General features: G+C 65.8%; 20 protein-coding genes. 9 read left to right on the forward strand and 11 right to left on the reverse strand.

Annotated features, from left to right (window positions below; genetic code table 11):
- Positions 1–50: 50 nt before the first annotated feature.
- Together QFZ53_RS09725 and QFZ53_RS09730 are read right to left on the reverse strand one after the other, a co-directional pair.
- On the reverse strand, positions 51–632 hold the full coding sequence (locus QFZ53_RS09725) for a hypothetical protein (RefSeq protein WP_307295781.1): 582 nt from the start codon (positions 630–632) through the stop codon (positions 51–53).
- A gap of 142 nt (positions 633–774) precedes the next feature.
- Complete coding sequence (locus tag QFZ53_RS09730; protein WP_307295784.1) at positions 775–2,538, reverse strand: DUF4012 domain-containing protein; 1,764 nt, start codon at positions 2,536–2,538, stop codon at positions 775–777.
- Between the two features lie 123 nt (positions 2,539–2,661).
- Between QFZ53_RS09730 and QFZ53_RS09735 the strand changes: the two genes are divergently transcribed.
- Positions 2,662–3,735 (forward strand): glycosyltransferase, encoded by a 1,074-nt coding sequence (locus tag QFZ53_RS09735; protein WP_307295786.1) that lies wholly within the window; start codon positions 2,662–2,664, stop codon positions 3,733–3,735.
- Positions 3,736–3,755: 20 nt separating this feature from the next.
- Here QFZ53_RS09735 and QFZ53_RS09740 read toward each other — a convergent pair whose 3' ends face one another.
- Positions 3,756–4,490 (reverse strand): ABC transporter ATP-binding protein, encoded by a 735-nt coding sequence (locus QFZ53_RS09740; protein WP_307295787.1) that lies wholly within the window; start codon positions 4,488–4,490, stop codon positions 3,756–3,758.
- Positions 4,474–5,361 (reverse strand): ABC transporter permease, encoded by an 888-nt coding sequence (locus QFZ53_RS09745; RefSeq protein WP_307295788.1) that lies wholly within the window; start codon positions 5,359–5,361, stop codon positions 4,474–4,476. The genes QFZ53_RS09740 and QFZ53_RS09745 overlap by 17 nt, the downstream gene beginning before the upstream one ends.
- A gap of 179 nt (positions 5,362–5,540) precedes the next feature.
- Here QFZ53_RS09745 and QFZ53_RS09750 point away from each other — a divergent pair, with 179 nt between their 5' ends.
- Complete coding sequence (locus QFZ53_RS09750; RefSeq protein WP_307295790.1) at positions 5,541–6,587, forward strand: glycosyltransferase; 1,047 nt, start codon at positions 5,541–5,543, stop codon at positions 6,585–6,587.
- 85 nt (positions 6,588–6,672) lie between these two features.
- Complete coding sequence (locus tag QFZ53_RS09755; protein WP_307295793.1) at positions 6,673–8,613, forward strand: DUF6541 family protein; 1,941 nt, start codon at positions 6,673–6,675, stop codon at positions 8,611–8,613.
- A gap of 27 nt (positions 8,614–8,640) precedes the next feature.
- On the opposite strand, the gene QFZ53_RS09760 is transcribed toward QFZ53_RS09755, so the two are convergent.
- From QFZ53_RS09760 to QFZ53_RS09775, 4 genes are read right to left on the reverse strand one after another with little or no spacing between them, the layout of a single operon-like run.
- Positions 8,641–9,903, reverse strand: coding sequence for a lipopolysaccharide biosynthesis protein (locus tag QFZ53_RS09760; RefSeq protein ID WP_307295796.1), 1,263 nt, complete (start codon positions 9,901–9,903; stop codon positions 8,641–8,643).
- Complete coding sequence (locus QFZ53_RS09765) at positions 9,903–10,823, reverse strand: glycosyltransferase (RefSeq protein ID WP_307295801.1); 921 nt, start codon at positions 10,821–10,823, stop codon at positions 9,903–9,905. Before QFZ53_RS09765 ends, QFZ53_RS09760 begins: the two co-directional genes overlap by 1 nt.
- Complete coding sequence (locus QFZ53_RS09770; protein WP_307295804.1) at positions 10,820–11,047, reverse strand: hypothetical protein; 228 nt, start codon at positions 11,045–11,047, stop codon at positions 10,820–10,822. The genes QFZ53_RS09765 and QFZ53_RS09770 overlap by 4 nt, the downstream gene beginning before the upstream one ends.
- Entirely contained in the window at positions 11,007–12,059 is a 1,053-nt protein-coding gene (locus tag QFZ53_RS09775; protein WP_307295806.1) for a glycosyltransferase, read from the reverse strand. The genes QFZ53_RS09770 and QFZ53_RS09775 overlap by 41 nt, the downstream gene beginning before the upstream one ends.
- Positions 12,060–12,079: 20 nt before the next feature.
- On the opposite strand from QFZ53_RS09775, the gene QFZ53_RS09780 reads away from it, so the two are divergent.
- Together QFZ53_RS09780 and QFZ53_RS09785 are read left to right on the forward strand one after the other, a co-directional pair.
- The gene (locus tag QFZ53_RS09780; protein WP_307295809.1) at positions 12,080–12,946 is read left to right on the forward strand and encodes a glycosyltransferase; all 867 of its coding nucleotides are present in this window, start codon (positions 12,080–12,082) and stop codon (positions 12,944–12,946) included.
- Entirely contained in the window at positions 12,943–13,839 is an 897-nt protein-coding gene (locus QFZ53_RS09785) for a glycosyltransferase family 2 protein (RefSeq protein WP_307295812.1), read from the forward strand. Before QFZ53_RS09780 ends, QFZ53_RS09785 begins: the two co-directional genes overlap by 4 nt.
- A gap of 22 nt (positions 13,840–13,861) precedes the next feature.
- Here the strand turns inward: QFZ53_RS09785 and QFZ53_RS09790 are convergent, their stop codons facing one another.
- The 3 genes from QFZ53_RS09790 to QFZ53_RS09800 form a co-directional block, all read right to left on the reverse strand.
- Positions 13,862–14,260 carry a DUF2304 domain-containing protein gene (locus QFZ53_RS09790; RefSeq protein WP_307295815.1) on the reverse strand — a complete coding sequence of 133 codons (399 nt, stop codon included), beginning with the start codon at positions 14,258–14,260 and terminating at the stop codon, positions 13,862–13,864.
- Positions 14,257–15,000, reverse strand: coding sequence for a glycosyltransferase family 2 protein (locus QFZ53_RS09795; RefSeq protein ID WP_307295818.1), 744 nt, complete (start codon positions 14,998–15,000; stop codon positions 14,257–14,259). The genes QFZ53_RS09790 and QFZ53_RS09795 overlap by 4 nt, the downstream gene beginning before the upstream one ends.
- Before the next feature lie 72 nt (positions 15,001–15,072).
- Positions 15,073–17,340, reverse strand: coding sequence for a hypothetical protein (locus QFZ53_RS09800; RefSeq protein ID WP_307295821.1), 2,268 nt, complete (start codon positions 17,338–17,340; stop codon positions 15,073–15,075).
- Between the two features lie 108 nt (positions 17,341–17,448).
- Between QFZ53_RS09800 and rfbA the strand changes: the two genes are divergently transcribed.
- The 4 genes from rfbA to QFZ53_RS09820 are packed head-to-tail and all read left to right on the forward strand — an operon-like array spanning position 17,449 to position 22,870.
- On the forward strand, positions 17,449–18,321 hold the full coding sequence (gene rfbA, locus QFZ53_RS09805; RefSeq protein WP_307295823.1) for a glucose-1-phosphate thymidylyltransferase RfbA: 873 nt from the start codon (positions 17,449–17,451) through the stop codon (positions 18,319–18,321).
- Positions 18,318–19,316 (forward strand): dTDP-glucose 4,6-dehydratase, encoded by a 999-nt coding sequence (gene rfbB / locus QFZ53_RS09810; RefSeq protein ID WP_307295826.1) that lies wholly within the window; start codon positions 18,318–18,320, stop codon positions 19,314–19,316. Before rfbA ends, rfbB begins: the two co-directional genes overlap by 4 nt.
- Before the next feature lie 6 nt (positions 19,317–19,322).
- Positions 19,323–20,738, forward strand: coding sequence for a bifunctional dTDP-4-dehydrorhamnose 3,5-epimerase family protein/NAD(P)-dependent oxidoreductase (locus QFZ53_RS09815; RefSeq protein WP_307295828.1), 1,416 nt, complete (start codon positions 19,323–19,325; stop codon positions 20,736–20,738).
- On the forward strand, positions 20,735–22,870 hold the full coding sequence (locus tag QFZ53_RS09820) for an acyltransferase family protein (protein WP_307295830.1): 2,136 nt from the start codon (positions 20,735–20,737) through the stop codon (positions 22,868–22,870). Before QFZ53_RS09815 ends, QFZ53_RS09820 begins: the two co-directional genes overlap by 4 nt.
- Positions 22,871–22,882: the final 12 nt, after the last annotated feature.

Raw genomic sequence — 22,882 nt, forward strand, 5'->3', positions numbered from 1 at the left:
AGGGGGAGGGATCACCGTCGCCCGGTCGACCCCGCGAAGCGGGATCAGAATCAGGCGTTCTTGCGGCGAGTGATTCCCACTGCCACGAGAGCACCACCGGCGACGAGAGCTGCTGCTCCGCCGCCGAGGATCCACGGCGACACGCTGCCGCCCGTCAGAGCCAACTCCGTGCCGGTCCCCGTGAGCGGAAGCTCAGAGCCGGCAGCGGCGACGGTCGGGTCGTGGTCGCAGTTCGAGACGGAATCGTGCCCCTGCGAGACCGTGATGGTCGCGGTGTACGAGCGCGAACCGCTGAACGCGATGCCATATGCCCCGTCGCCGTCGGACGGCGGACGGAACGTGAGAACGAGGCTGCCGTCGGCAGCCGCCGTGTTCCCGGATACCGCCGAGTCGGCGGCATTGAGTCCGGACACCGACACGCCAACATTCTCGGACGGCTGGAACCAGCCCGCGCCGAAGACGATGGTCGAAACCTCGCAGATGTCGATGATCGGGTCATCGACACTGACACTCGGGGTTCCCGCGTAGGTGTCGGACGCGGCCGTCGTGGCCGTTGCGGCGTCGGCGGCGATAGGCGCGGAGAGCACCAGAGCTCCGACAGTCAGGCTGATTACAGCCAGTTTCTTCAGCATGTTTCTCCCCAGAAATACACGCGGAATCGCACCGAACACACCCCTGCATTCGACTGCGTGGGTTCTCCTTGTCCCCACGACAAAGTTATAGAACCCAGATATTCCCCAGTGAAAGTGACACTACATCATCATCGAGTGAAAGTCACGGTGCACAGTGAAGATCCGTGCGTCGGATCTTCGGATCGTTCACGAGCGGGGTGTGCGCGACCTCGGTGAGACGCTGACCGGCTCCCGTTCCGTGGAACTCCACCGTGATCGTGGTGGATTCGCCGGGTGCGAGCGTGACGTCGTGCTGCACCGCGAAGCGGTCGCCGAGCATCGTGGTCTGCACGGCATCCGACTTCCCGTCTCTGTCGATGTGCGATGCGGTGGCGCCTGCCGGGCCGTAGACGGCGACCAGGGTGCGTACCGAGCCGGGAGGCACTCCGTACCACCCCGACGCAGTGACGTAAGCGGGTAGCGCCGTCGCGGCATCGACGGGGGCGTTGTTGGTCCAGGTGACCTGGACCTGCGTCGTGGGCTCGCCCTCGCATGTGCCGACCGACGTCGAGATCTCAGCGCCCATGTAGTAGTCCATCTTGCCGCCGGTCGCGTCGTTGAAGAGCGCTCCGACGTACGTCGCGGATGCGGCGTCCCTGGGCAGCGCGCCGCTGAGCGTGGAGCGCTGGATGATCGTCTGCTCGTCCTCATGCGCGCTCCAGATGCGGATGCGACCTTCGGCGGACGACTGGGCGAGCGCGGTCACCAGCTTCTTCGGTTCGGCGCCCGACATCGCACCGCTGAACAGAGCCCCGGCGGCCTGGGCGAACACCTGGTCCTGCATCGTCGGATCGGGCACGGCGGCGTAGATCTCAGAAAGGAGCAGACCGACGACGTTGTCCTCGTCGGCCGTGAACGGCCCGAAGGCGAGCGGCCCCGTCGCCGCGAGCAGGTTCTTCGTCATGACGGCGTCGACGGCGATGACGCCGTCGACCGGCGTACCGAAGCGGTTCTGCCATCGGGCGGCGATGAGGGGCGCTGCTTCGGTGAAGTCGGGGATGTTCGTGATGTTCTGCAGGTAGCGGCCGGGTCGGTCCTCGAAGAGCGCGATCGTCGACTCGCTGAGCGGAAGAGCTGTGTCGAGCGACGGGAAGTCGGCCGTGGAGGCCTGCTGACTCAAGGTGACGTGCCCGTTCTCGGCGTGCAGGAGCGCGATCGCCCCGATGATGCCGCCCGAGGAGCGCAGCTCGGCGTTGTTCTGCATCGCGATCACGTAGTTGCGGGGTTCAGTCGCACCCAACATGCTCGGCAGCAGGGCGGAGGCGCCGTGCAGTGAGCCGACCAGGGTCGTCGCCTGGGTGACGTTCGAGCGCAGTTCGCGGATAGCGTCGGCCAGCGGGGGCAGGGTGGCATCGGCGTCGATCTGCCGCGCGCTGCTCTCCGCTTCGCGCAGTGTCGACGCCGCATCCGCGAGGGAGGGCTCGATCGCGGCGAACGGAGCGAGGTCGATGGTCCCGTTGGAGAAGCCCAGGCTGGAGAGATCGATGTCGCCTGCGGCGGACAGGACCGGTCCCACGGCATCCGTCGCCACCTCGTCCGCGATGGCGGCGACCTCGCTGACCGCGGTGAAACTCGGTCCGATCCAGGGGACCACGCCGTACGCCTGCCAGATCGGGTCCGCCGTGAGGTCGTGGGCGGAAGCAGCGTGATGGGAGATGCGCTTCGCGAGCGTCTCAGCCTTGTCGAGGTCGCCCTCGCCGACGGCGGTCTTCATCTGCGAAGAGATCGTCGCGACCTGCTGCAGGTCCATCACGGCGCCGATGCCTCTGATCGTCACCCAGCCGATGGACAGGATCAGAAACGTCAGGAGTGCGCCGATGGTCCAGCCGAGCCATCGGCGATGTACCGGCAGGCGTCCATCGCTCATCCGAGCATTCAAGCACGAAGGCGAGACCGCGTGCTGGGAACGAAGTGCTTTCCCAGCAAGGTTTTCGGAAGTGGCGCGCCTGTCGCGAGTCGGCGGGCGACCGGTGCCTCTAATCTTGTGCTCATGGGTGCTCGGCTGCGTGTGGTTCTGGATCAGCTCGTGCATGTCGTCGACACCGACCAGGCTGCAGCGGCGATCGACCTCGCGGCGGGTCTCATCGAGACCGCGCCGTCGGGCTGCGATGTCGCGGCGATCGTGCCGGCCGGCTCTGCGCCTGCTCTCCCCGGTCTCGCCGACGTGCGCACCCTTGGCCTGGCGCGGCGTGAGCTTGCGGCTTCGTGGCAGCTGGGCATCGCACCAGGTGTGGGAGGGGGTCTCATCCACTCGGCGTCGCTGATGGCGCCCCTCGTGCGCCACGACCGCCTCCACGACAACGACCAGACGACGGTGACGCTGTGGGACCTGCGGGCGTGGGAGACGCCGGACGCCCTGCCCAAGACGACCGTGGCCTGGCAGCGCGCGATGCTCAGGCGTGCGGTCAAGCATGCGGATGCCGTGGTCGTGCCTTCGCACGCATTCGCCTCGCGTCTTGCGGATGTGGCGAAGCTGGGGGAGCGGATCCGCGTGATCCCCGGAGCGGCGCCGCGCGGCTTCGTCGTGCCGCTCGATGCGGCGGCTCGGCGAGATGCCCTGTCCCTGCCGACACGCTACGTGGTGCTGACCGGGTGCTCCACCTCGCTCGAATCAGGGTTCCGCGCGGCGATCGCTGCCGATGCGGATGCGGTCGTGCTCGACGCCCCGGAGGGCTCGGAACCGCGCATCGCCGAGATCGCCTCGGCGGCCGGTCTTCCCGAGTCCCGCGTGCACGTGCGCGGGGCTCTTCCGCTCGAGGACCGGGCCGCGATCTTCGCCGCCGCTTCTGCCCTCGTCGCGACGGACCCCGCGATCGCCTGGCCCTGGCGTGTCGTCGAGGCCATGACGCTCGGAGTGCCGGTCGTCGCCGTGTCGAGCGGGGTGCACCGAGACGTCATCGCGGACGGGGGAGCGATCGTGCCGGAGGAGGAGATTCCGGATGCCGTCGCGGATGCCGTCGGTGCGGGGGCGCGGAGGATGAGCGTGCTGGGGAGCGACCGTGCGCGTTCGTTCTCGTGGATGAGCTCGGCGGAGCGCGTGTGGGGACTGCACGCGGACCTGTGATCGGCTGAGTGCCTTGTCTGTCAGGCGCGCATGCGCTCGACGGCATCCTTACTGGGACCGTCGAAGCGGATCTTGCCGTCCTGGAGGAGTATCCCGCGCTCACAGAGGTCGGACACCATGTTCAGGTCATGACTGACCACGACGAGGGTCTTACCTTGCGAGTGGAGTTCACGGATGCGAGCAAGGCACTTCTTCTGGAATGGCTCGTCTCCGACCGACAGGATCTCGTCGATGAGCAGGATGTCAACGTGTGTGTGGATCGCCACGGAAAATGCCAGTCGCAGGAACATGCCCGAGGAGTAGTGCTTGACCTCGGTGTCGATGAACTTCTCGATCTCGCTGAACTCGACGATTGAGTCGAACTGCTCTTTGGTCTCTTGCTTGGACATACCCAGGATAGCCGCGTTGAGATAGACGTTCTCGCGTCCAGAGAGATCGGGGTGGAACCCTGCTCCGACCTCGATCAGCCCTGCGATACGACCCCTGGTCAAGATCCTGCCCTCATCCGGGCGCAGCACGCCGGAGATCAGCTTGAGCATCGTCGACTTACCGGAGCCGTTGAAGCCCATCAAGGCGACAGCCTCGCCCTCGCCGATGTCGAACGAGACGCCATCGAGCGCTTGAAACTCGGACGTGAGCTGTTTGCGTCGCATGGCTGCGACGAAAGTTTCCTTAATGGAGTGGGTGTGACGGAGCTTGAAATGCTTGTGGACGTCCTCGACGAGGATGCGCGGGGTATCAGAGATCCTGGGCAAAGCGACCCTCCAGACGGCGGAACACGATCTCGCCGATGATCAGGATGACGACGGACACCGCTAGGGCGATGGCGGAATGCAGCCAGAGCGACGGCAGCGGCTGCGAACTCTCGGGGTTGAGGGTGTACCAGATGCCGTAGTGGAAGAGTTCGACGGCACCAGTGATCGGATTGAGCGCGTAGAGCTGGAAGAGCCAATCTGGAACCTTGCTGGCGACCATTTGCCATTGGTACATGACCGGCGAGGCCCACACCGAGATCATCACGATGATCTCCACGAAGCTCTGCGCATCGCGGAACGTCACGTTGATCGCTCCGAAGAGAAGTCCGAGACCGGTCGCCAGCAGCGAGATGATTACGAGGCCGAGCAGAAGCGCGGCGATCCCCAGGACCGATGGGGTCCATCCGAAGAAGAGTGCGATCGCGAGCACGACGATGATTTGCGGAACCGTGTTGATGGCCGCGACGAGTGTGCTCGCCACGGGGAACATCTGCCGTGGGAAGTAGATCTTCTTGATGAGCGCCGAGTTCTCGACCAGAGATCTGGTCGCGTTCGCGAATGACTCGTTGAAGAAAGTGACGGCGGTGATTCCCGACAGGAGGTAGATCGGGTAGTACTCGATGCTGTCATTCAGCCGGAGGAATACTCCAAGGGCGAAATAGAAGACGAGGAATTGGATCAGCGGCTTGACATACGACCACAGCCATCCGAGCACGGAACCGCGGTACCGGATGCCGACTTCTTTGCGGACGATGAGGCTGAGCAGGTACCGGCGCCGGAACACATCCAGCAGACCATTATTCGAGCCGGGCGCGATGAGGCGATCCGCGGCTGCGGCGGGAGACTGCGACACGACCGTTCTCACTTCCATCAGGGTCTCTTCGGGCGAGATCCCCATCTATCCTAGGTCCCGCGGCGTCCGCTCCCGACGAGCGGTCGCGGGTCCGCAGTGCCGCACCCGAGCGTGCGCCGACTGCGGAGGTAGGCTCAATGTACCGCGGAGGTAGGCTCCGCGCGATCAACGGCGCGACCATGATGGGAACTGTGGCAATGACCTCACGGAGCGGCTGGATCGTACTTGCGGCCTATCAGCCGGACCCAGAGCTGTTCGCCCGTCAGTTGCGTAGCATCCAGGATCAGACGCTCGAGGATTGGACGTGCATCGTCTCCGTCGATGGTGATGCTGAGACCGTGCGCCGTGTGCTCGCGGAGACTGTCGGCGATGACCCGCGCTTCCGCCTGATCGTGGACGACGGCGTGCGGCGCGGCTTTTATCTCAACTTTGAACGGGGCCTCCTGGAGGTCTCCGTCGACGCGGAGTGGGTTGCGCTGAGCGATCAGGACGACTTCTGGTACCCCGAGAAGCTCGCGCTCCTCACAGCGCGACTGGGGGAGGCTCCGCTTGTGTCAGGTCAGGCCCGCCTGGTCCGCCATCCGTCAGGAGAGGTTCTCGGTGTGACTGATCGAGTCTTCTCAGGGCAGGCCGAGCTCGTTCTTGCGAACCAGGTGACGGGATCGTTGTGCGTGTTCAGAGGTGAACTGCTCAAGACTGCCCTGCCCTTCCCTCGTGTCCCGACCCGTGTGGAGACACATGATCACTGGTTGGCTGTGTGCGCTGCGACTTATGGGGACCTGGCGATTCTTGACGACGTCGTTCAGGACTACGTCCAACATGGTGCGAACGTTTACGGCGATCCCTCCCAGCAGCCCGCTATGGGCCTGGCGCAGACGGTCCGAGAGACGCTCGAGAAGGCGCGCAGGTATGAAGGGAGTGCTTCGCCCTTTGCGGTACTCCGGATGTTCTTCCTGGTGCAGGTGGGCTGGCGCCAGGTGATCGTGGAGGTACTCCAGGCTCGTGGGCGCGTCGTATCCCCTGGCGTTGCGGCGGCCTTCGGGCGGAGACGCCGGTTGCGGCCTCTGCGAAGTCTGCAGCGTCATGCCGAAGCCGAGGGAATCACGGTGCGTCGCTCGTCTTTGGAGTACCTGATCAGCTGGGCGGCCGGTGCGGTGACCGGTGGTCGTCGGCGCGCTCATCGGTTGGCAGTCCGAGCTTCCTCCATTCCGGCTCTCAGCAGGCAGGGAGCGGGGCCGGGATAGGATCGATCGGTCCCGGGGTAGAACCTGCCGCGCGCAGCGGACACCGACGGGGCCACCGCCGCACACGAGGAAGCGCACGACACCCATGACGACCTGGATCGAACTCCTGCTCGCCCTCGGCACGCTCGGCCTGCTGCTGTTCATTCCTGGGTACCTGATCGCCCGCTTCCTCGGGCTGCGCGGCTTGTGGGCGGTCGCCGTGTCGGGTCCGGCGTCTGTAACCGTCGTCGTGCTCGCCTCCATTGTCGCGCCGTTGCTCGGACTGACGTGGGGACTCCTCCCCGTCGCGCTTGTCGCGGTATCGGTGCTTGCAGTGGCGAGCGCACTTCGGATGCTGTTCTGGCGGGGTCAGAGCCTCGGTCGCTCGGAGGAGAGCCTGCGCCCTTGGGCGATAGCAGCAACTGCGGCCGCGCCGCTGGTGATTCTGATCCAGGTGCTTGCGATGGTCTCCTCTCCGGAGCACATCTCCCAGACTTTCGACAACATCTTCCATCTCAACGCCGTCCGCTACATCCTGGACACTGGCAACGCCTCTCCGTTCTGGGTCTCGTCGTTGACGAGCGTGGAAGCAGGTGTCCCCCCGACCTTCTATCCGGCCGGATGGCACGCCTTGTCTGCCCTGGTCGTGGGGGTCAGCGGAGTCTCCATCGCCGTTTCGTCGAATGCGCTTGTGATCGGGTTCGCTGCTTTCGTGTGGACCAGCGGCATCGTGGTGTTGACCCGTGAGCTGTGGGGCCGTCGTACAGTGACGATCGTGGCCGCCGCAGCGGCGGCCACATGCTTCCCTGCCTTCCCGCTCCTCTTGGCCGACTACGGTGTGCTGTTCCCGTTCATGATGGCGTTGAGTTTCGTCCCGGTCTCACTGGCGCTGCTGATCCGCGCGGTCATCGGCGTGCACGCAGACGGACGGGAACGCCTTCCGTGGCTCGTGGCTCTGTGCGGGCTGCTCCCGGCTGTCGCGATCAGTCATCCGGGGGCGCTCGTCGCTCTGCTCGCCTTCGGCGGCGTGGTGCTCCTGGCCGCTCTCGTCCGCCGTGCCCGGCTCTATCGGGGTCTGCCGCCCGGGGGAGTGTGGCCCTGGGTGTCGGTGGGTGTGTACCTCCTGGTGGCCGGAGTCCTCTGGTACGTGTTGCGTCCGCCGGCGGATGCGCGAACATGGCTCCCGGAGATCACGGTGGGGCAGGCTATCGGCGAGGTTCTCACCGTGTCCGTGAACGGCGCACCGGTGAATCTGGGTATGGCACTGCTCGTACTGATCGGAGTCGCGGCGATCTTCCGACGGAGGACAGTCCAAGGCTGGCTCGTGCTTGCGCTGTTCGCGCTCGCTGCAGGCCTTTACGTCACCGTGGCGGGCGTGCCGTATCTTCTGCTTCGTGACATTCTCGTCGGGGCGTGGTACGACAACATCCCGCGACTCGCAGCGATCATGCCGCTGGTGTGGGTACCGCTGGCGGCACTCGGATTCACTGCGGCATGGGATTGGCTCGTGGCCCAACGTCGTGCGATCGCTCGTCCGGCTCTGGCGACCGTCGCCCTCGGTGCGCTGGTGCTGGCGGCGTTCCCCGTGCCGCAGGTCATGAGTATGCGCCAGGCCGTGCGTGATGGACAGGCCAACTATGCCGTCACGGGGAAGGCTCCGCTGCTGAGCACCGACGAGTTGGTGCTGTTGGACCGACTAGACGACGAGGTACCGGTCGATGCTGTGATCCTCGGAAGCCCGTGGACCGGTACCGCCCTCGCCTACGCGCTGGCGGACCGGAAAGTGCTCCTGCCCCACACCCTGATGTATGTGTCCCCGGAGATGCAGGAGATCCTGGACGGACTCGACACGACTCGGGCCGGGTCCGAGGTGTGCGATCTGCTCGCCGAGCGCAGCGTCTCATATGCGCTCGATTTTGGTCGACGCGAAGTGAATGACGGACGGCATGTGTATCCCGGACTCGACCAGCTTGCGACATCCGGCGCCGTGGAACTCGTCGATCAGCAGGGCAGCGCCCGCCTGTATCGTGTCACCGCCTGCGGATGACGCGTCCGTTCGGTTGATTTCGGGGGATCAGGTTGCTGCGAGGCCGAGCAACGCCACTCGGGAGCGATAGATCGCCAGGCCGATCGAGGTGAGCGCGAGGGCGATCAGGGCGCCGGGAACGTCGAGGAGCAGTGTGCCGACGAGCACCCCAAGTAGGGCAGCGACCGTTGCGACTCCGGCCGAGAGCGCCAGAGCACGGGAGCGGCCGATCGTTACGAGCACTGCGAGTCCGGTGATCTGGCTGATCGCCTCACCAGCGAATCCGAGCCCCATGGCAACCGAGATCAGGGGTGGAATGGCGATGGCGCCCTGCGAGAGCAGAGGCGCGACCCACGGGGCGCATGTGATCATCCCGACCGCGCCGATGAACCCGATCCCGCACGCGACCAGCATCGCGATGCGTGCGCGGGAGCGGATGTGCTCTCGTCCTGCCTCCGGGACCCAGCTCTGGATGGCCTGCAGGATCGGAGCAAGGACCAGTCCCGCGTAGCGCGAGAGCCTGTCGGCGAGCACGAAAAGCGGGAGCGCCGAGGCGGGGACGATGAGCTTGACGATGACGACGGGGAGCGTCGTGATCAGGCTGGTGGTGAACGTCGCGGTGAAACCGGGCATCTGATCCTGGAGCAGTCCGCGCAGAGCCTGGCTGCGGTCGATCCGCCATGGTCCGTCCGCGGACCTTGTTGCCACGAACACGCAGGATGCCAAGAGGCCCAGTACAGCGAAGCTTGCCGTGGAGGCCACGTACACCAGCAGGGAAGGGGCGACGAGAACTCCGACGAGGGCGGCGGCCTGTCCGAGGATCGCGGGTAGCGCGTCGAAGAGGAAGAGCGCGACGGGGCGATTGGTGCCGATGAAGTACCACGCAGCTCCGGCCGCTGGCGCTACCGACGTCAGAGCGGCGAGTGCGGCGACGAGGGGATCGATGTGGACGATCGCGGCCGCGATCAGCGTTCCGGCCACGAGGACAGGCAATAGGATGATGACGCGTGCGAGGAGCGAGGTTACGAAGAATTCCTTGCGGTCCCTGTCGGGCAGACTCGCGACCGTGCTCGGTCCTGTCGCACCCCATCCGAAGCCGACGATGACCGCGAGGAACTGGGAAATCGACTGCAGCACGGCCAAACGTGCCCACGTCGTATCGCCGAGCTGGCCGATCAGCACCGGGATCGAGACCACACCGACAAGGGTCGAGAGGACGATCGACAGAGAGAACAGGAGCGAGCGGCGGACCAGTTCGTGTCCGATCGCCTTCCGCGCGCGGCCGCGGCGCGGACCGAGGGGGGAGCTCATCAGAGCTTCCTGCCCAGGCGGGCGAGGCTCGACATCAGCTCATCAGGGATACGGCCGGTGATGCCGGCGCGACCGTCACGGATACCTCGGCGTAGCGCCAGCAGTTGTGCGGCGCGGTCACCCGGGATGAGGAGGCCTCCGAAGATCATGGAGGAGAGCAAGCGGGTGCGCCGCCATGTCCACGAGCGGCGCTCGCGCCCGTAGCGCCGGGACAGGATCACGGAGTTGCGCACCATGTAGTACGTGCGGAAGGGGGCGTGGTAGAGCAGGTGACGTGGACGGCCGCCCAACACGAGCTGCCTGCCGAAAATCGTGAGCGGTACGAGCGTGCCCAGCTCGTGCCCGATGTCGGTACCGGGGACGAGCACGTACCGAAAACCACCTTGCCACGCGCGCAGGGTGTATTCGCTGTCGACCGCGTCGATGAACAGCGCCTCCTCGAAAGGACCCACCCGGTCGAACACCTCCAGCCGCACGACCTGGCCGGCCTGGATGGGATCGAACGGGCGGCCGTCGCGATCGAGCACCACTCCGGTCCCTCCCGCAGAGGATGGGACTGCTCCGACGGGCTCCTCACCGCGTCGGAGGGCCTCGGACAGGACGGCTAGGGAACGCTCGACGTACCCCTCGGGGATCCAGGAATCTTGATCGAGGGTGAGCACATGCGTGGCACCTGAAGCCCGAGCAGCCGTGATGCCAACGTTCAACGCCCGGGCGATCCCGCCGTTCTCGGGAAGCTCGATCACCTCTACGCGTTGGTCGTCGATCCCGAGACCGTTGGTCGAGGCTGTTCCATCGTCGACGAGCACGACGGAGTGCACCTGAGTGAGCAGGTCGGACACATGATCGCGCAGTGCGTCGGGCGGCCGGAAGGTGGGTATCACGGCGATGACCACAGGTGCGGAGGTGGTTGGGGTCATCGGACGCCCTCCTGAATGAGTTCTTCGTACAGTGTCACGATCCTCGCCCCGAACGCTTCCAGTCCGTATTCACGGATCGCCCAGTCGCGGATGGTCGCCTCGTGGCTGCGGTCCTCGTCCTGCAGAGCGGCGACCACGGCCGCGGCGAACGCGTCGGGGTCGTCTGTGACGCTCCGGATGGCGTCATCGCGTTCGATCCCCTCGGCCCCGACCGGCGTGGCCACGACGGGAACTCCGCGCAGCAGGGCGTCGATCGTCTTGAACTTGACGCCGGCGCCGTTGCCGCAGCGGCACGACGACCACGTCTGCTTCGTCGAGATAGGGATCCATCGACTCCACGAAGCCGGTGACTGTCACGGTCTCGTCGATGGCGGCCAGACGGCGCAGCGCGGCGCTCGGGTTCGCGCCCACGACGGTGAAGCGAGCAGTCGGGATTTCGACGTGTACCTGCGGCCAGACGTGCTGGAGGAACCAGCGGGCTGCCTCATCGTTGTCGGGGCGACCCATGGCGCCGCTGAAAACCACGGTGGCGGGAGAAGTCGACGCGCCAGCGGCCGCAGGGAGTGGCACCGGGAATCCCGGACGCACGACTTCGGGGCGGGCATTCGGCGCGAGGGAACGGACGAGGCGCGCGTCTTTGTCGCTGAACACAACCACCCGGTCCGCCTCCTCGAACGTACGGCGCTCGCGTCGGCCGCTCAACGCCGCCGCCAGCGTGTACGCGGCGCGCATCAGTGGATTGCGTGCGGTCGTCGCCGCGCGGGACCAGCGCTGAGTGATCACATCATGGGCGATGACGACGAGACGAGCGTGAGGGGACCGTGCACGCACCGCCGGAATGAGACTCCCCATCTCCGACCATTGGAACTCGACCACGTCGGCGTTGGCGAGCAGGCCGGCGGCCGCAGTGCTTCGCCGTAGCGTACGTGCGAATGACGCGTGAGCAGTGCTGCCCCTCAGCAGCGAAACCACGTCGGCGAGCAACTTGAGACGATCGGCGATGATGGGGCGCAGCCCGGAGAGGAGCAGGAGCGGCCCCGCGGCCCCCTTATCCACGGCCTCGCGGTTCAGCGCGCTTGCCGGAGCAATCGCCGTCAGCTCGAACTCCGTCCTGAGCGCACGATAGTGCTGAAGCGCATATTCACCGCCCGCGTGCGCGATGCCCGCGTACGGGACATACTTGGTCACGCTCGCAATCGCGGCGCGGACGCCACTCTCAGGTGGGGAAGAATGCATATCAGCTAGCCTAGGCGTCGATGTGCGAAAAGAATGACGCTGTGGTCACGGCCGGCGGCTACGCGGCCGTGATCATCGCCTACCACCGGCAGGATCTCCTCGACGCGGTGCTCGAACGCCTCCGTGTGCAGACCTCGCGTCCGGAGATGATCGTCGTCGTCGACAACGGCGGCGACGTCGACGAGTCGTTTCTCGCGGGATCGGATATCGCCTCAGTGCTCGTTCGTCGTGCGGACAACCCCGGCTATGCGACGGCCGTCAACATCGCTGCCGAACGTGCGCGGGGCGCTGGACTCGCGAACCTGCTCGTCCTCACCCACGACGCTGTCTTCGAGCCCACGCTCGCGGCTTCGCTTCTGGACGCGATGGCGGTCGACGCCCAGGCTGGCTGTGTGGCTCCGACGCTGCGCTGGGTCTCTCGTCCCGACCGCATCTTCTCGTCGGGGGGAGTGCTGACTCGCGGCGGTCGCGCCTATCACCGCACGGATGATGTCGTCGGTGCACGAGCGGTTCACTGGGTCGATGGTGCTGTTGCCCTCTATCGGGTTCAGGCGCTGGAGCACATCGACGGCGTGGACGAGAGGTACTTCCTCTACTTCGAGGACGTGGACACCGGATGGTCGCTCGCCCGTGCGGGGTGGCGCACGCTCGTCATACCCGAGGTGGCCCGGCAGGAGCCTGGTGCCCACCCGTTGCGCCTCGGCGTGCGAAACATGATCCTGTTCGCCCGGAAGGCACGACTTCCGTTGCTGCCCGCGGTGTATTCGGTCACCATGCGGGTTGCCGAGGAACTCGTCGTCGGACTTCGACGCGAGAAGCGCCTGCGCGTGATCGCCGCGATCCGAGGCATCTTCGACGGTCTGGCCGGTCGGCGGGGCAAGCCATGAGCGACGACCGCACCATCGATATCCTCCTCCCGTACTACAGCCCATCGGAGCGCGCATGGCCGACGATCGAGTCGGTCCTGGCGCAGACGGATCCGCGCTGGAGGCTCGTGGTGGTCGATGACGCCTATCCCGAGGATCTGATCCGAGCGCGGCTCGAGTCACTGGGCGACCCCCGTGTCGAGTACGTGCGCAACCCTGAGAACATCGGACTGGCACGCAACTTCAGCCGCTGTCTCGAACTGGCCCGCTCCGAGCACTTCGTCATGCTCGGAGACGACGATCTGATGCATCCGAGGTATGTCGAGAGCATCTCGGCGCGCCTGGCGGCGCAGCCCGAGGTCGACATCGTGCAACCGGGTGTCCGGGTGATCGACGACGAGGGCAAGCAGGTTCTCCCGCTTGGCGACCGCATCAAGGCTGTGCTGCGTCCGCGCGGGGGATCGGATGGTGTGACGCTGTGCGGAGTCCGGATGGCCGAGAGCCTCATGCGGGCTGACTGGGCCTATTTTCCTTCGCTCGCCTGGCGCACATCCACGGCGCGGGCACACGGCTTCCGCGAGGAGTACGCGGTCGCGCTTGACTACGGGCTCCTGCTCGACATCGCGCTCGACGGTGGGACGATGCTCGTGTACGACGACGTCGTCTTCGACTACCGCCGTCATCGCGCGTCGGTCTCGTCGACGACCGCGTCCTCAGGAGTCCGCTTCGCGCAGGAGCGGGAATTCGCCTGGGCCTTTGCGGCACGCATGGCCGAACGAGGGTGGAACCGTGCCGCGCGCATCGGGCGCCGGCGTGCTATCTCACGACTGCACGCGGTGTCGGAGGCAGTGGGCGCGCTCCTGGCGGGTGATGTCGGTCGGTCGCGGGTCCTGCTCTCCTCGGCCCGGCGATGAGCCTGGTGTAGGCGGCGCCCCCTTACGAGGACTGGGCTCCGGGCGAGTCGTCGCCGCGGTGCGCCTGCTCCAGTTGATCGATGCGCAGGTTGATCCTGTCGAGCTCGGCGCGGGCAAGGGCAGCCTCCTCGGCGACTCGACGCATCTCGTCCTCGGTGTGCGAGAGTTCCCAGGATAAGTGGAGTGAGACTCCGAGCAGGAGCAAGAGCGCAAGGGCGAACAGGAGGTTCGCCGGCACCTGGACGCCCAGGATTCCGGTCGCCCAGACGAGCAGCCCGGGGAAGAGCCCCAGGATCAGCACGCACACCGCGATGACGATCCACATCACCGCGTATTTCTCGCGAAGCCTCCGGGCGAGCAGCATCCAGAACACGATTGCGAGGCCCACGACAGCCATGGCGATACCGACGATGACGATCATGGCTGCTCGAATCGGGCGACGGCCTGCGCGCGGCGAGGCCCGCGCATCATAGCGAGGGCAAGAGCGAAGACGGATCGCAACAGATAGATGGATGCGCCGATGGGGCCCTGACTCGGGGTTCCGTGCGCCCGGGGGCGCATGGCCACCGGCACCTGCGTAACGACGAGCCCGGCGTGGCAGGCAGCCACGAGGGAATCGATCGTGTCACCGAGGTACTCCGCGGGGTAGTAGGCGATGTACTGCGAGATGGCGCGCTCATTCGCCGCGCGGAACCCGCTGGTGATATCCGTCAACCGCGTCTTGGCCACTCGCGATACCGCGCCGGCAAGGAACTGCATCGCCCACTTGCGAGGGCCGCGGACCGAGTAGTCTCCGACCTCGGCGAAGCGGGCGCCGATCGAGATGTCCGCGTGCTCCAGGCCCGCGAGGACGCGCGCGATGTCCGCGGGGTTGTGCTGTCCATCAGCGTCCACCTGGATCGCCCGCTGGTATCCGTGCCTGTGTGCGTAGGTGAAGCCGGTGCGCATCGCCCCGCCGACGCCCAGATTGAAGGGAAGGGAGATGACGGTCGCTCCGGCTGCGTGTGCTACGTCAGCAGTGTTATCTCTCGAGCCATCGTCTACCACCGCGACGTCATAGGAGGGGTCGGCCCGCCTGATCTCGGTCACGGTATTTCCGACGTTGCGGGCCTCGTTCCATGCAGGCACGATGACCAGCACTCGGTCAGGCGGTGTCGTCATAGTCCGTTCAGTCTAGTCGGGGCGTCGAGTCGCATTCGAACGCCGCAGATGGTTCGCGCGGCGCCTACGGGGCTATGGTGCGGCCGGTGCGCCGATGGGGTAGTCACGTGCTTCGTCCGACGACAGCTTGATGATCGTCGGCACCTTTCCACCGCCGAGACGACGGAGGTCCTCTTCGGTGAGGATGTGGTGCAGCGCTTCGGACTGGTAAACGTAGACCTCGGCCCCGTCGGCGATGCGCACGACGGTGCCGTCACGCAGGATCGGAGCGCCGAAGGTGTACGTGCCTCGGTACTGAGCAGACAGGACCTGGATCGGGGGGACGCGGCCGCCGCCCAGACGCACGAGCGTCTCGTAGTCCTGGATGTGCTGCAGCACGTCGTCTGCACGATGGCGATAGATCTCTCCGAGGCCGGCGAACTGCACGAATGCTCCGTCGGCCAGTACGGGTCCGTCGCGACCCACCCAATTGGCAGTGCCGAGGCTCCACGAGATCACTCGCAGCGGCGCGTTCCCGTTGAGCTTCATGAGGGTGCCGTAGTCCTGCACATGACGGAGCTTGGCGTTCTCAAGGAGGAACACATCGCTGGTGCCCTTCGGCTGGATGAAGAGCGGTCCCGCGTATGCGGTCGAGGAGATCGGCATCCATGCGCAGTCATCGGCGGTGAGCGAGGTCGCGGTGAATCCGCCCGACTCTGTGCCGCTGAGCGGGTTGAGCGCCCCGGCCGCCGCAAGATACCGCGTCGCCCCGCAGGCGACCACGGGAGAGAGCGCCCCGGGACGCCGAGCCGCGCTCTGGACGGCAGCATCGGAGACCATGACCATTCGCGTCGCTCCGAGCTCGGCGGCGAGCGAGAGGTCCGGGACCCACACGAGCGCTCCCGTCGGCAGCGTCAGATAGACCTCCGGCTTGCCGTTGACTCGTGTGAGGCTGTGCAGCGCAAAGACCGGGGGTCCTGCGGAGATGCGGTCGAAGAAGGGGGAGTCCATCGACGCGACGTAGCCCGGGGTGTCCTTGGAGACTTCGCGCCACGCTTCGATGCTGGAGACATAGCGACGTTGCCCGTTCTGGAGCTGGTAGATCTCCTGCGTGCTCCCGGAGCGGAGGAAGGCGCCGACATCGGCGCCACGCGTGAAGCTGTCCATGATCGCCGGCTCGAGATTCACGTAGGTCGGGAACGGATAACCGAACATCTCAATCTGTTCGGGCGTCGCGAAGCGATGGCTGGTGCCGTCGGCTTCGAGGAGGAAGAGCGTTCCCGAGCGCGGGTCATGAACGTATCGACGAGCCGCGGGACCGGCTGGCACGGCGTTCAGTGCCGACGCGGAGACCGTGACGGCGTCCCCCAGACGTGAGTGGAACGCGGTGTAGTCCTCGATGGTCTGCACGTGGCTCTTCACGCCGTTGTTGATGAGGTAGATGGCGTCCTGCCCGGCCGCGCGCACCAGCCCGCGCGCAGGGACGCTTCCTGTCTGTGTGCTTCCGAACCAGTCCGTGAAGTAGTTGTAGAAGTTGCGATTGCCGTAGGCCGAGCAGCCGTCTCCCTCGCCGTAGCCCGCGCGCAGCGCGGCGGCGTTCGGCTGGTACGGCGTGTAGTAGTAAAGCGCGGATGTCGCCTCGTTCTCCACATACACCGGTCCGCGACCGCACGCAGCGTTGGGGTTGTAGAGGATGTTCCAGGTTTTTCCGGGGGCGTAGTACGTGAAGTAACGCCCCTCCGTGTAGATCTTCATCTGTCGACCCGCACCGTAGATCTGATAGAAGAATCCGGCGTAGGCAGGGTCGCAGGGCGCGGTGTCGGGGCACCCCTGGCCGAGAGCCATGGTGTAGCGCCAGTCGCTCGGCCACGTGTGTGTGACGAGCCCCTGCTCCTTCTGCAGCATCACGATGAACACCTGAGGGTTGATCCCGCAGGACTGCGCGACGCGATAGATGATGGTCGCGGCCGATTCGTTCCCCGCGCCCTGATAGCCGTTGCAGTACTTGTCGGCCGGTCGGTTTGGGGTGTTCTGTCGGTAGTCCTTGAGGCAGACGTATCCGGCGCGGCACGAGGGAACCTTCGAACGGAAGAAGGAGTCGATCGTCTGGGGCGTCATCGTCGACGTGTCATAGAAAACCGCGTTCGAGATGATGTTGCCGGGGCGGAAGCCGTCGGTGATCAGCGCCTTGACGGGGGATGCGGCGGTCTTAGCCACCGCTGAGGCCCCAACGGTCGCAGGCGTCGAGTTCGCGGAGGTGACCGCGCTCGCAGGACTCGCGATCAGGAGCGACGTTGCGAAGACGACGGCGGCCGCGCTGGAGACGAGCGCGCGCAGACGTGAGGTTCGAGAGCCGGTCACCCACCCATTGTGACGGAAAGCAACAGATGATGCCACTGTGATTAGTGTGATGCAAGTCGATTGCGGATCTGGCAGTACCTCACAGCGGCGATGTGACACGATGTTGTGGTGAAAGGCATCATTCTTGCGGGCGGATCAGGAACACGACTACACCCGATCACTCTGGGCGTATCGAAGCAGCTGATTCCCGTCTACGACAAGCCCATGGTCTACTATCCGTTGTCCACTCTCATGCTCGCCGGCATCCGTGACATCCTCGTGATCACGACGCCGCACGATGCGGCGCACTTTGAGCGGCTACTGGGGGATGGATCTCAGCTCGGCATCAACCTGACGTTCGCGCAACAGCCGTCTCCGGACGGGCTGGCGCAGGCGTTCACGATCGGAGCCGACTTCATCGGCGACGACAGCGTGGCGCTGGTGCTCGGAGACAACCTGCTCTACGGCCCTGGCCTCGGGAACAAGCTGCAGCGCTTCGGAGACATCGATGGCGGTGCCATCTTCGCTTACTGGGTGTCGGAGCCCGAGGCCTATGGAGTCGTCGAGTTCGACGCGCAGGGCACTGCCGTGTCCCTCGAGGAGAAGCCCGCTCATCCGAAGAGCAACTACGCCGTTCCCGGACTCTACTTCTACGACAACGATGTGGTCGAGATCGCCCGCAATCTCGCGCCCTCTGCGCGCGGCGAGTATGAGATCACCGATGTCAACCGTGCGTATCTCGAGCGTGGAAAGCTCCAGGTCGAGGTGCTGCCGCGCGGCACCGCCTGGCTCGACACAGGAACCTTCGACCAGATGACGGATGCCGCCGAATACGTCCGCACCATGGAACGGCGCACATCGCTGAAGATCGGCGTGCCAGAAGAGGTTGCATGGCGTCAGGGATTCCTGACCGACGAACAGCTGCGGGATCGAGCCGAGAAGCTCGTGAAGAGCGGCTACGGTGCGTACCTTCTGGATCTGCTCAAGAGAGGAAAAGCATGACCCGCCTGCTCGTGACAGGAGGTGCCGGATTCATCGGATCCAACTTCGTGCACTATGTCGTCGAGAACACCGACTACACCGTGACCGTCCTGGATGCGCTGACCTACGCAGGCAATCAGGCATCCCTCGCCGGCCTGCCGGAGGATCGGGTGCAGTTCGTCCACGGGGACATCACCGATGCCGAGCTCGTAGACCGGCTCACCGCCGACTCCGACGCGGTGGTCCACTACGCGGCGGAGTCGCACAACGACAACTCCTTGCACAGTCCGCGCCCGTTCCTCGACACGAACATCATCGGGACCTACACGCTGCTCGAGGCGGCCCGCCGTCACGAACGGCGCTTCCACCACATTTCGACCGACGAGGTGTACGGCGATCTCGAGCTCGATGACCCCGAGCGGTTCACAGAGCAGACTCCATACAATCCGTCGTCGCCGTACTCGTCGACCAAGGCCGGCAGCGACCTGCTGGTTCGTGCCTGGGTGCGCTCGTTTGGGGTCCAGGCGACCATCTCGAACTGCTCGAACAATTACGGTCCGTACCAGCACGTCGAGAAGTTCATCCCTCGTCAGATCACGAACGTGATCCGCGGCATTCGACCCAAGCTCTACGGCGCGGGTGAGAATGTCCGCGATTGGATTCACGCCAACGATCATTCTTCGGCCGTGCTCACGATCCTCGAGAAGGGGCGTGTCGGCGAGACTTATCTGATCGGCGCCGATGGCGAGCGCAACAACAAAGAGGTCGTCGAGCTCATCCTCGAGGGAATGGGACAGCCGAGCGACGCGTACGATCACGTGACCGATCGCGCCGGTCACGATCTGCGCTACGCGATCGACTCCACGAAGCTGCGGACCGAACTCGGCTGGAAGCCACAGTTCGCCGATTTCGAATCCGGCCTCGCCGCGACCATCGCCTGGTACCGCGACAACGAAGAGTGGTGGGCACCTTCAAAGGACTCCACCGAAGCGTTCTACGCGTCGAAGGGGCAGTGACGAAGCGTGAGCAAGATCGAATTCGGCAAGAGCCTCGCGCGGGTCGAGACCGGTATCCCCGGTCTGGTTGTCTTCGACCTTCCGGTGCATGGGGACTCACGTGGGTGGTTCAAGGAGAACTGGCAGCGCGAGAAGATGACCGAGATGGGACTGCCCGATTTCGGGCCGATCCAGAACAACATCTCCTTCAACGACGCCGTCGGGACGACGCGCGGCATCCACGCGGAGCCCTGGGACAAATGGGTCTCGGTCGCGACCGGGCGCATCTTCGGCGCATGGGTTGACCTGCGTGAGGGACCGACGTTCGGCGCAGTCTTCACGGCGGAGATCGACCCCTCAAAGGCGATCTTCGTGCCCAGGGGCGTCGGAAACTCATATCAGACACTCGAGGCCGACACTGCGTATTCATACCTCGTCAACGATCACTGGTCGCCGGAAGCGTCGTACTCCTTTCTGAATCTCGCGGACGAAACCACGGCGATCGCGTGGCCGATTCCTCTGTCCGAGGTGGAGGTCTCCGCGAAGGACCTCCGTCACCCTCGCCTCGCAGACGTCACTCCGATCCCGGCGCGGAAGGCGCTCGTAGTGGGCGCCAGCGGCCAGCTCGGCCGAGCGTTGCGCGGCGAGCTGGGTACGTCGGCGCGCATCGAATGGACGACGCGAGCCGAGTTCGACCTCGGCGCCCCCGATGTCGACTCTGCCCGGCGTTGGCGGGACTACGACACGATCGTGAACGCGGGCGCGTACACTGCAGTTGATCTCGCCGAGACCGCTGACGGACGCAAGGATGCCTGGATGGCAAATGCCGCCGGTCCCGCTGCTCTGGCGCGAATCGCGACGGAATACGGCATCACGCTCGTGCACGTGTCGAGCGACTATGTCTTCGACGGGACGTCCGAGCGTGCCTACCGTGAGGACGCCCCCGTGTGCCCGCTCGGTGTGTACGGCCAATCGAAGGCGGCGGGTGACCTCGCGGTCAGCACCTCGCCTCGCCACTACATCGTGCGCACTTCCTGGGTTATCGGCGAGGGTAAGAACTTCGTCAGGACGATGGTGTCTCTCGCCGAGCGGGGGATCAGTCCTTCGGTGGTAGACGATCAGCGCGGGCGCCTCACGTTCGCCAGCGAGATCGCCCGTGCGATCTCTCACCTGCTGGCGACCCGGGCACCATACGGAACCTACAACGTGACCGGAGGCGGCGCGCCTCGGACCTGGGCGGAGATCGCGGCTGACATCTTCGCTCTCACAGATGCAGACCGCTCCCGTGTCACGGGTGTGAGTACGGCCGACTACTTCTCGAAAGCCAGGGGTCCGGTTGCACCTCGTCCGCTCAACAGCGTGCTCGATCTGACGAAGATCGAGGCGACGGGATTCGTTCCCCGTGACGCCGGAGAGCAGCTGCGGGAGTACCTGGGTTCGTGAGCGCGCCCGCTCCGGCGGACGTGCGCACACGCGCGGCCGCGCGTACCCGTCGGTTCCGCACTGATATCCAGGCGCTTCGTGCCGTCGCGATCGGTCTGGTGGTGCTCAACCACCTGTGGCCGGACCGGATACCCGGCGGCTACGTCGGGGTCGACGTGTTCTTCGTGATCTCCGGGTTCCTCATCACCGGCCATCTGCACTCGGAACTCGAGAGGACAGGGCGGGTCCGATTGGCATCGTTCTACGCCAGGCGGATCCGCCGTCTGCTGCCCGCGGCCCTCCTCGTGCTGGCCGTCACGCTGCTCGGTGTGTGGTGGCTTCTCCCGTACACGAGATGGATGGACAACGCCGTACAGGCGATCTCGAGCACGCTCTATGTGGAGAACTGGACCCTGGCAGGGCTCTCAGTGAACTACTCCGCTCACAACGCGGCCGCCAGCGCCGTGCAGCACTACTGGTCGCTGTCGGTGGAAGAGCAGTTCTATCTCGTCTGGCCGCTTCTGCTCCTGTGCGTCGCCGCGTCCGTGATGCGTTGGCGGCGCAGCTCCGACCGGCGCAGGGTGCTCTTAGTCGTTGTCGCAGCGGTCGCCGCGCTGTCCTTCCTCGCGAGCATCCTGTACACGGCGTCCGCGCCCGCTCAGGCGTACTTCGTCACCTTCACGCGGGCCTGGCAGTTCGCCGTCGGCGCCGTCGTCGCGCTGATTCCGGCTGCTCTGCTCGGACGGCTCAACGTGCTGGGAGCGTCCGCCCTCGCGGCAGCGGGATTCCTCGGAATCGCTGCGTCTGCGTTCCTGTTCGGATCCGAGACGGCGTACCCCGGGGCGGTGGCCGGTATCCCGGTCCTCGCGACGGCTGCGGTGATCGTCGCCGGCACCGGACGGAGGGCGCCGCTGTGGGGGATCTCCGTGGTCACCGATCGCAAGGCGGTCCAGTGGCTGGGAGATGTCTCATACTCGCTCTACCTGTGGCACTGGCCGCTTATCATTCTCTTGCCCTTCCTCATCGCTCAACCGCTGTCGTGGTGGTCGAGGCTGCTAATCCTCGCCGTCGCGCTGTTGCTGGCCGGGGGGAGCCGCCGATGGATCGAGGTCCCGGCGCAGCGCGCCTCCTGGTGGCGCAGCGCACCTCGGGCATTTCTGGGCGGCGGCGCGATGATGGCGATGGTCGCCGCGATCGGGCTCCTGCTCCTGGCGGGAGCCACGGTGCGCAGCACTGCCCTGCCGTCCCCCGGGCAGCAGTCGGGCCCGTGTCATGGTCCGGACGCCCTGGCCGATCCCGGTGCCTGTGATCCGTCGGCTCAGGTCGCCGACCCTGTGGTGACCGAGCAGGACGCCTATTTCGGTCTCGCCGCGGAGTGCGGCGAACTTCAGGAACGGCTCATGTTCGACGATCGACAGACCACGCGAGAATGCGATTTCTCGCGCGACGGCGAAACGGGGCCGCGAGTCTGGCTCGTCGGCGATTCGCACGCCGAGCAGTGGCAGGCGGCGATCTTCCCTACGGCCAGAGCGGAGGGTTGGCGGCTCACGATCAGCTCCTTTCCGGGATGCCCGCCTGCGGACGTCGCGTTCATCGGCTTCGATGCGCCGTGGGGTCCCGTGGACTACGAGCGGTGCCGGGACTGGGCCGAAGCGCTCTCTGAGGAGTTGCTCGCCGAGAAGCCCGATCTCGTCGTGACGTCCATGGCTGCGCGGCAGCAGCTGCTCGACGACGGGAGCGGACGATCGCACGATGAGCAGTTCATCGATGGCCTGCGGCGTACCTGGAGTCGCTGGACTGACGCGGGAATCGCCGTGGTTCCGATCGCCGACACACCGCTCAACGGCGACGTGCGCGACATCGACTGCCTGGTGCTCAATAGCGAGTCGCCCTCAGCATGTGCCGTGCCTAGGTCGGCGGCGACGCCTCCTGATGCGGTAGCCCTCGCGGCGGCGGCGCCTCTGAGCGATGTGTGGCCCGCAGACCTGACATCCTTCCTCTGCGACGACTCGCTCTGCTTCGCAGCGGTCGGTGGTGAGCCTGTGTTCTACGACGCCGACCATCTCAGCAGTGCCTACGCCGCCATGCTCGGAGATCGTCTCCGGATCGTTATCGACTCGGCGTTGCAGCGGTCGGTGGTCGCGAACGGATGACCTCGAACGGCG

Source organism: Microbacterium natoriense, from assembly GCF_030816295.1.
Taxonomy (GTDB): Bacteria; Actinomycetota; Actinomycetes; order Actinomycetales; family Microbacteriaceae; genus Microbacterium; species Microbacterium natoriense_A.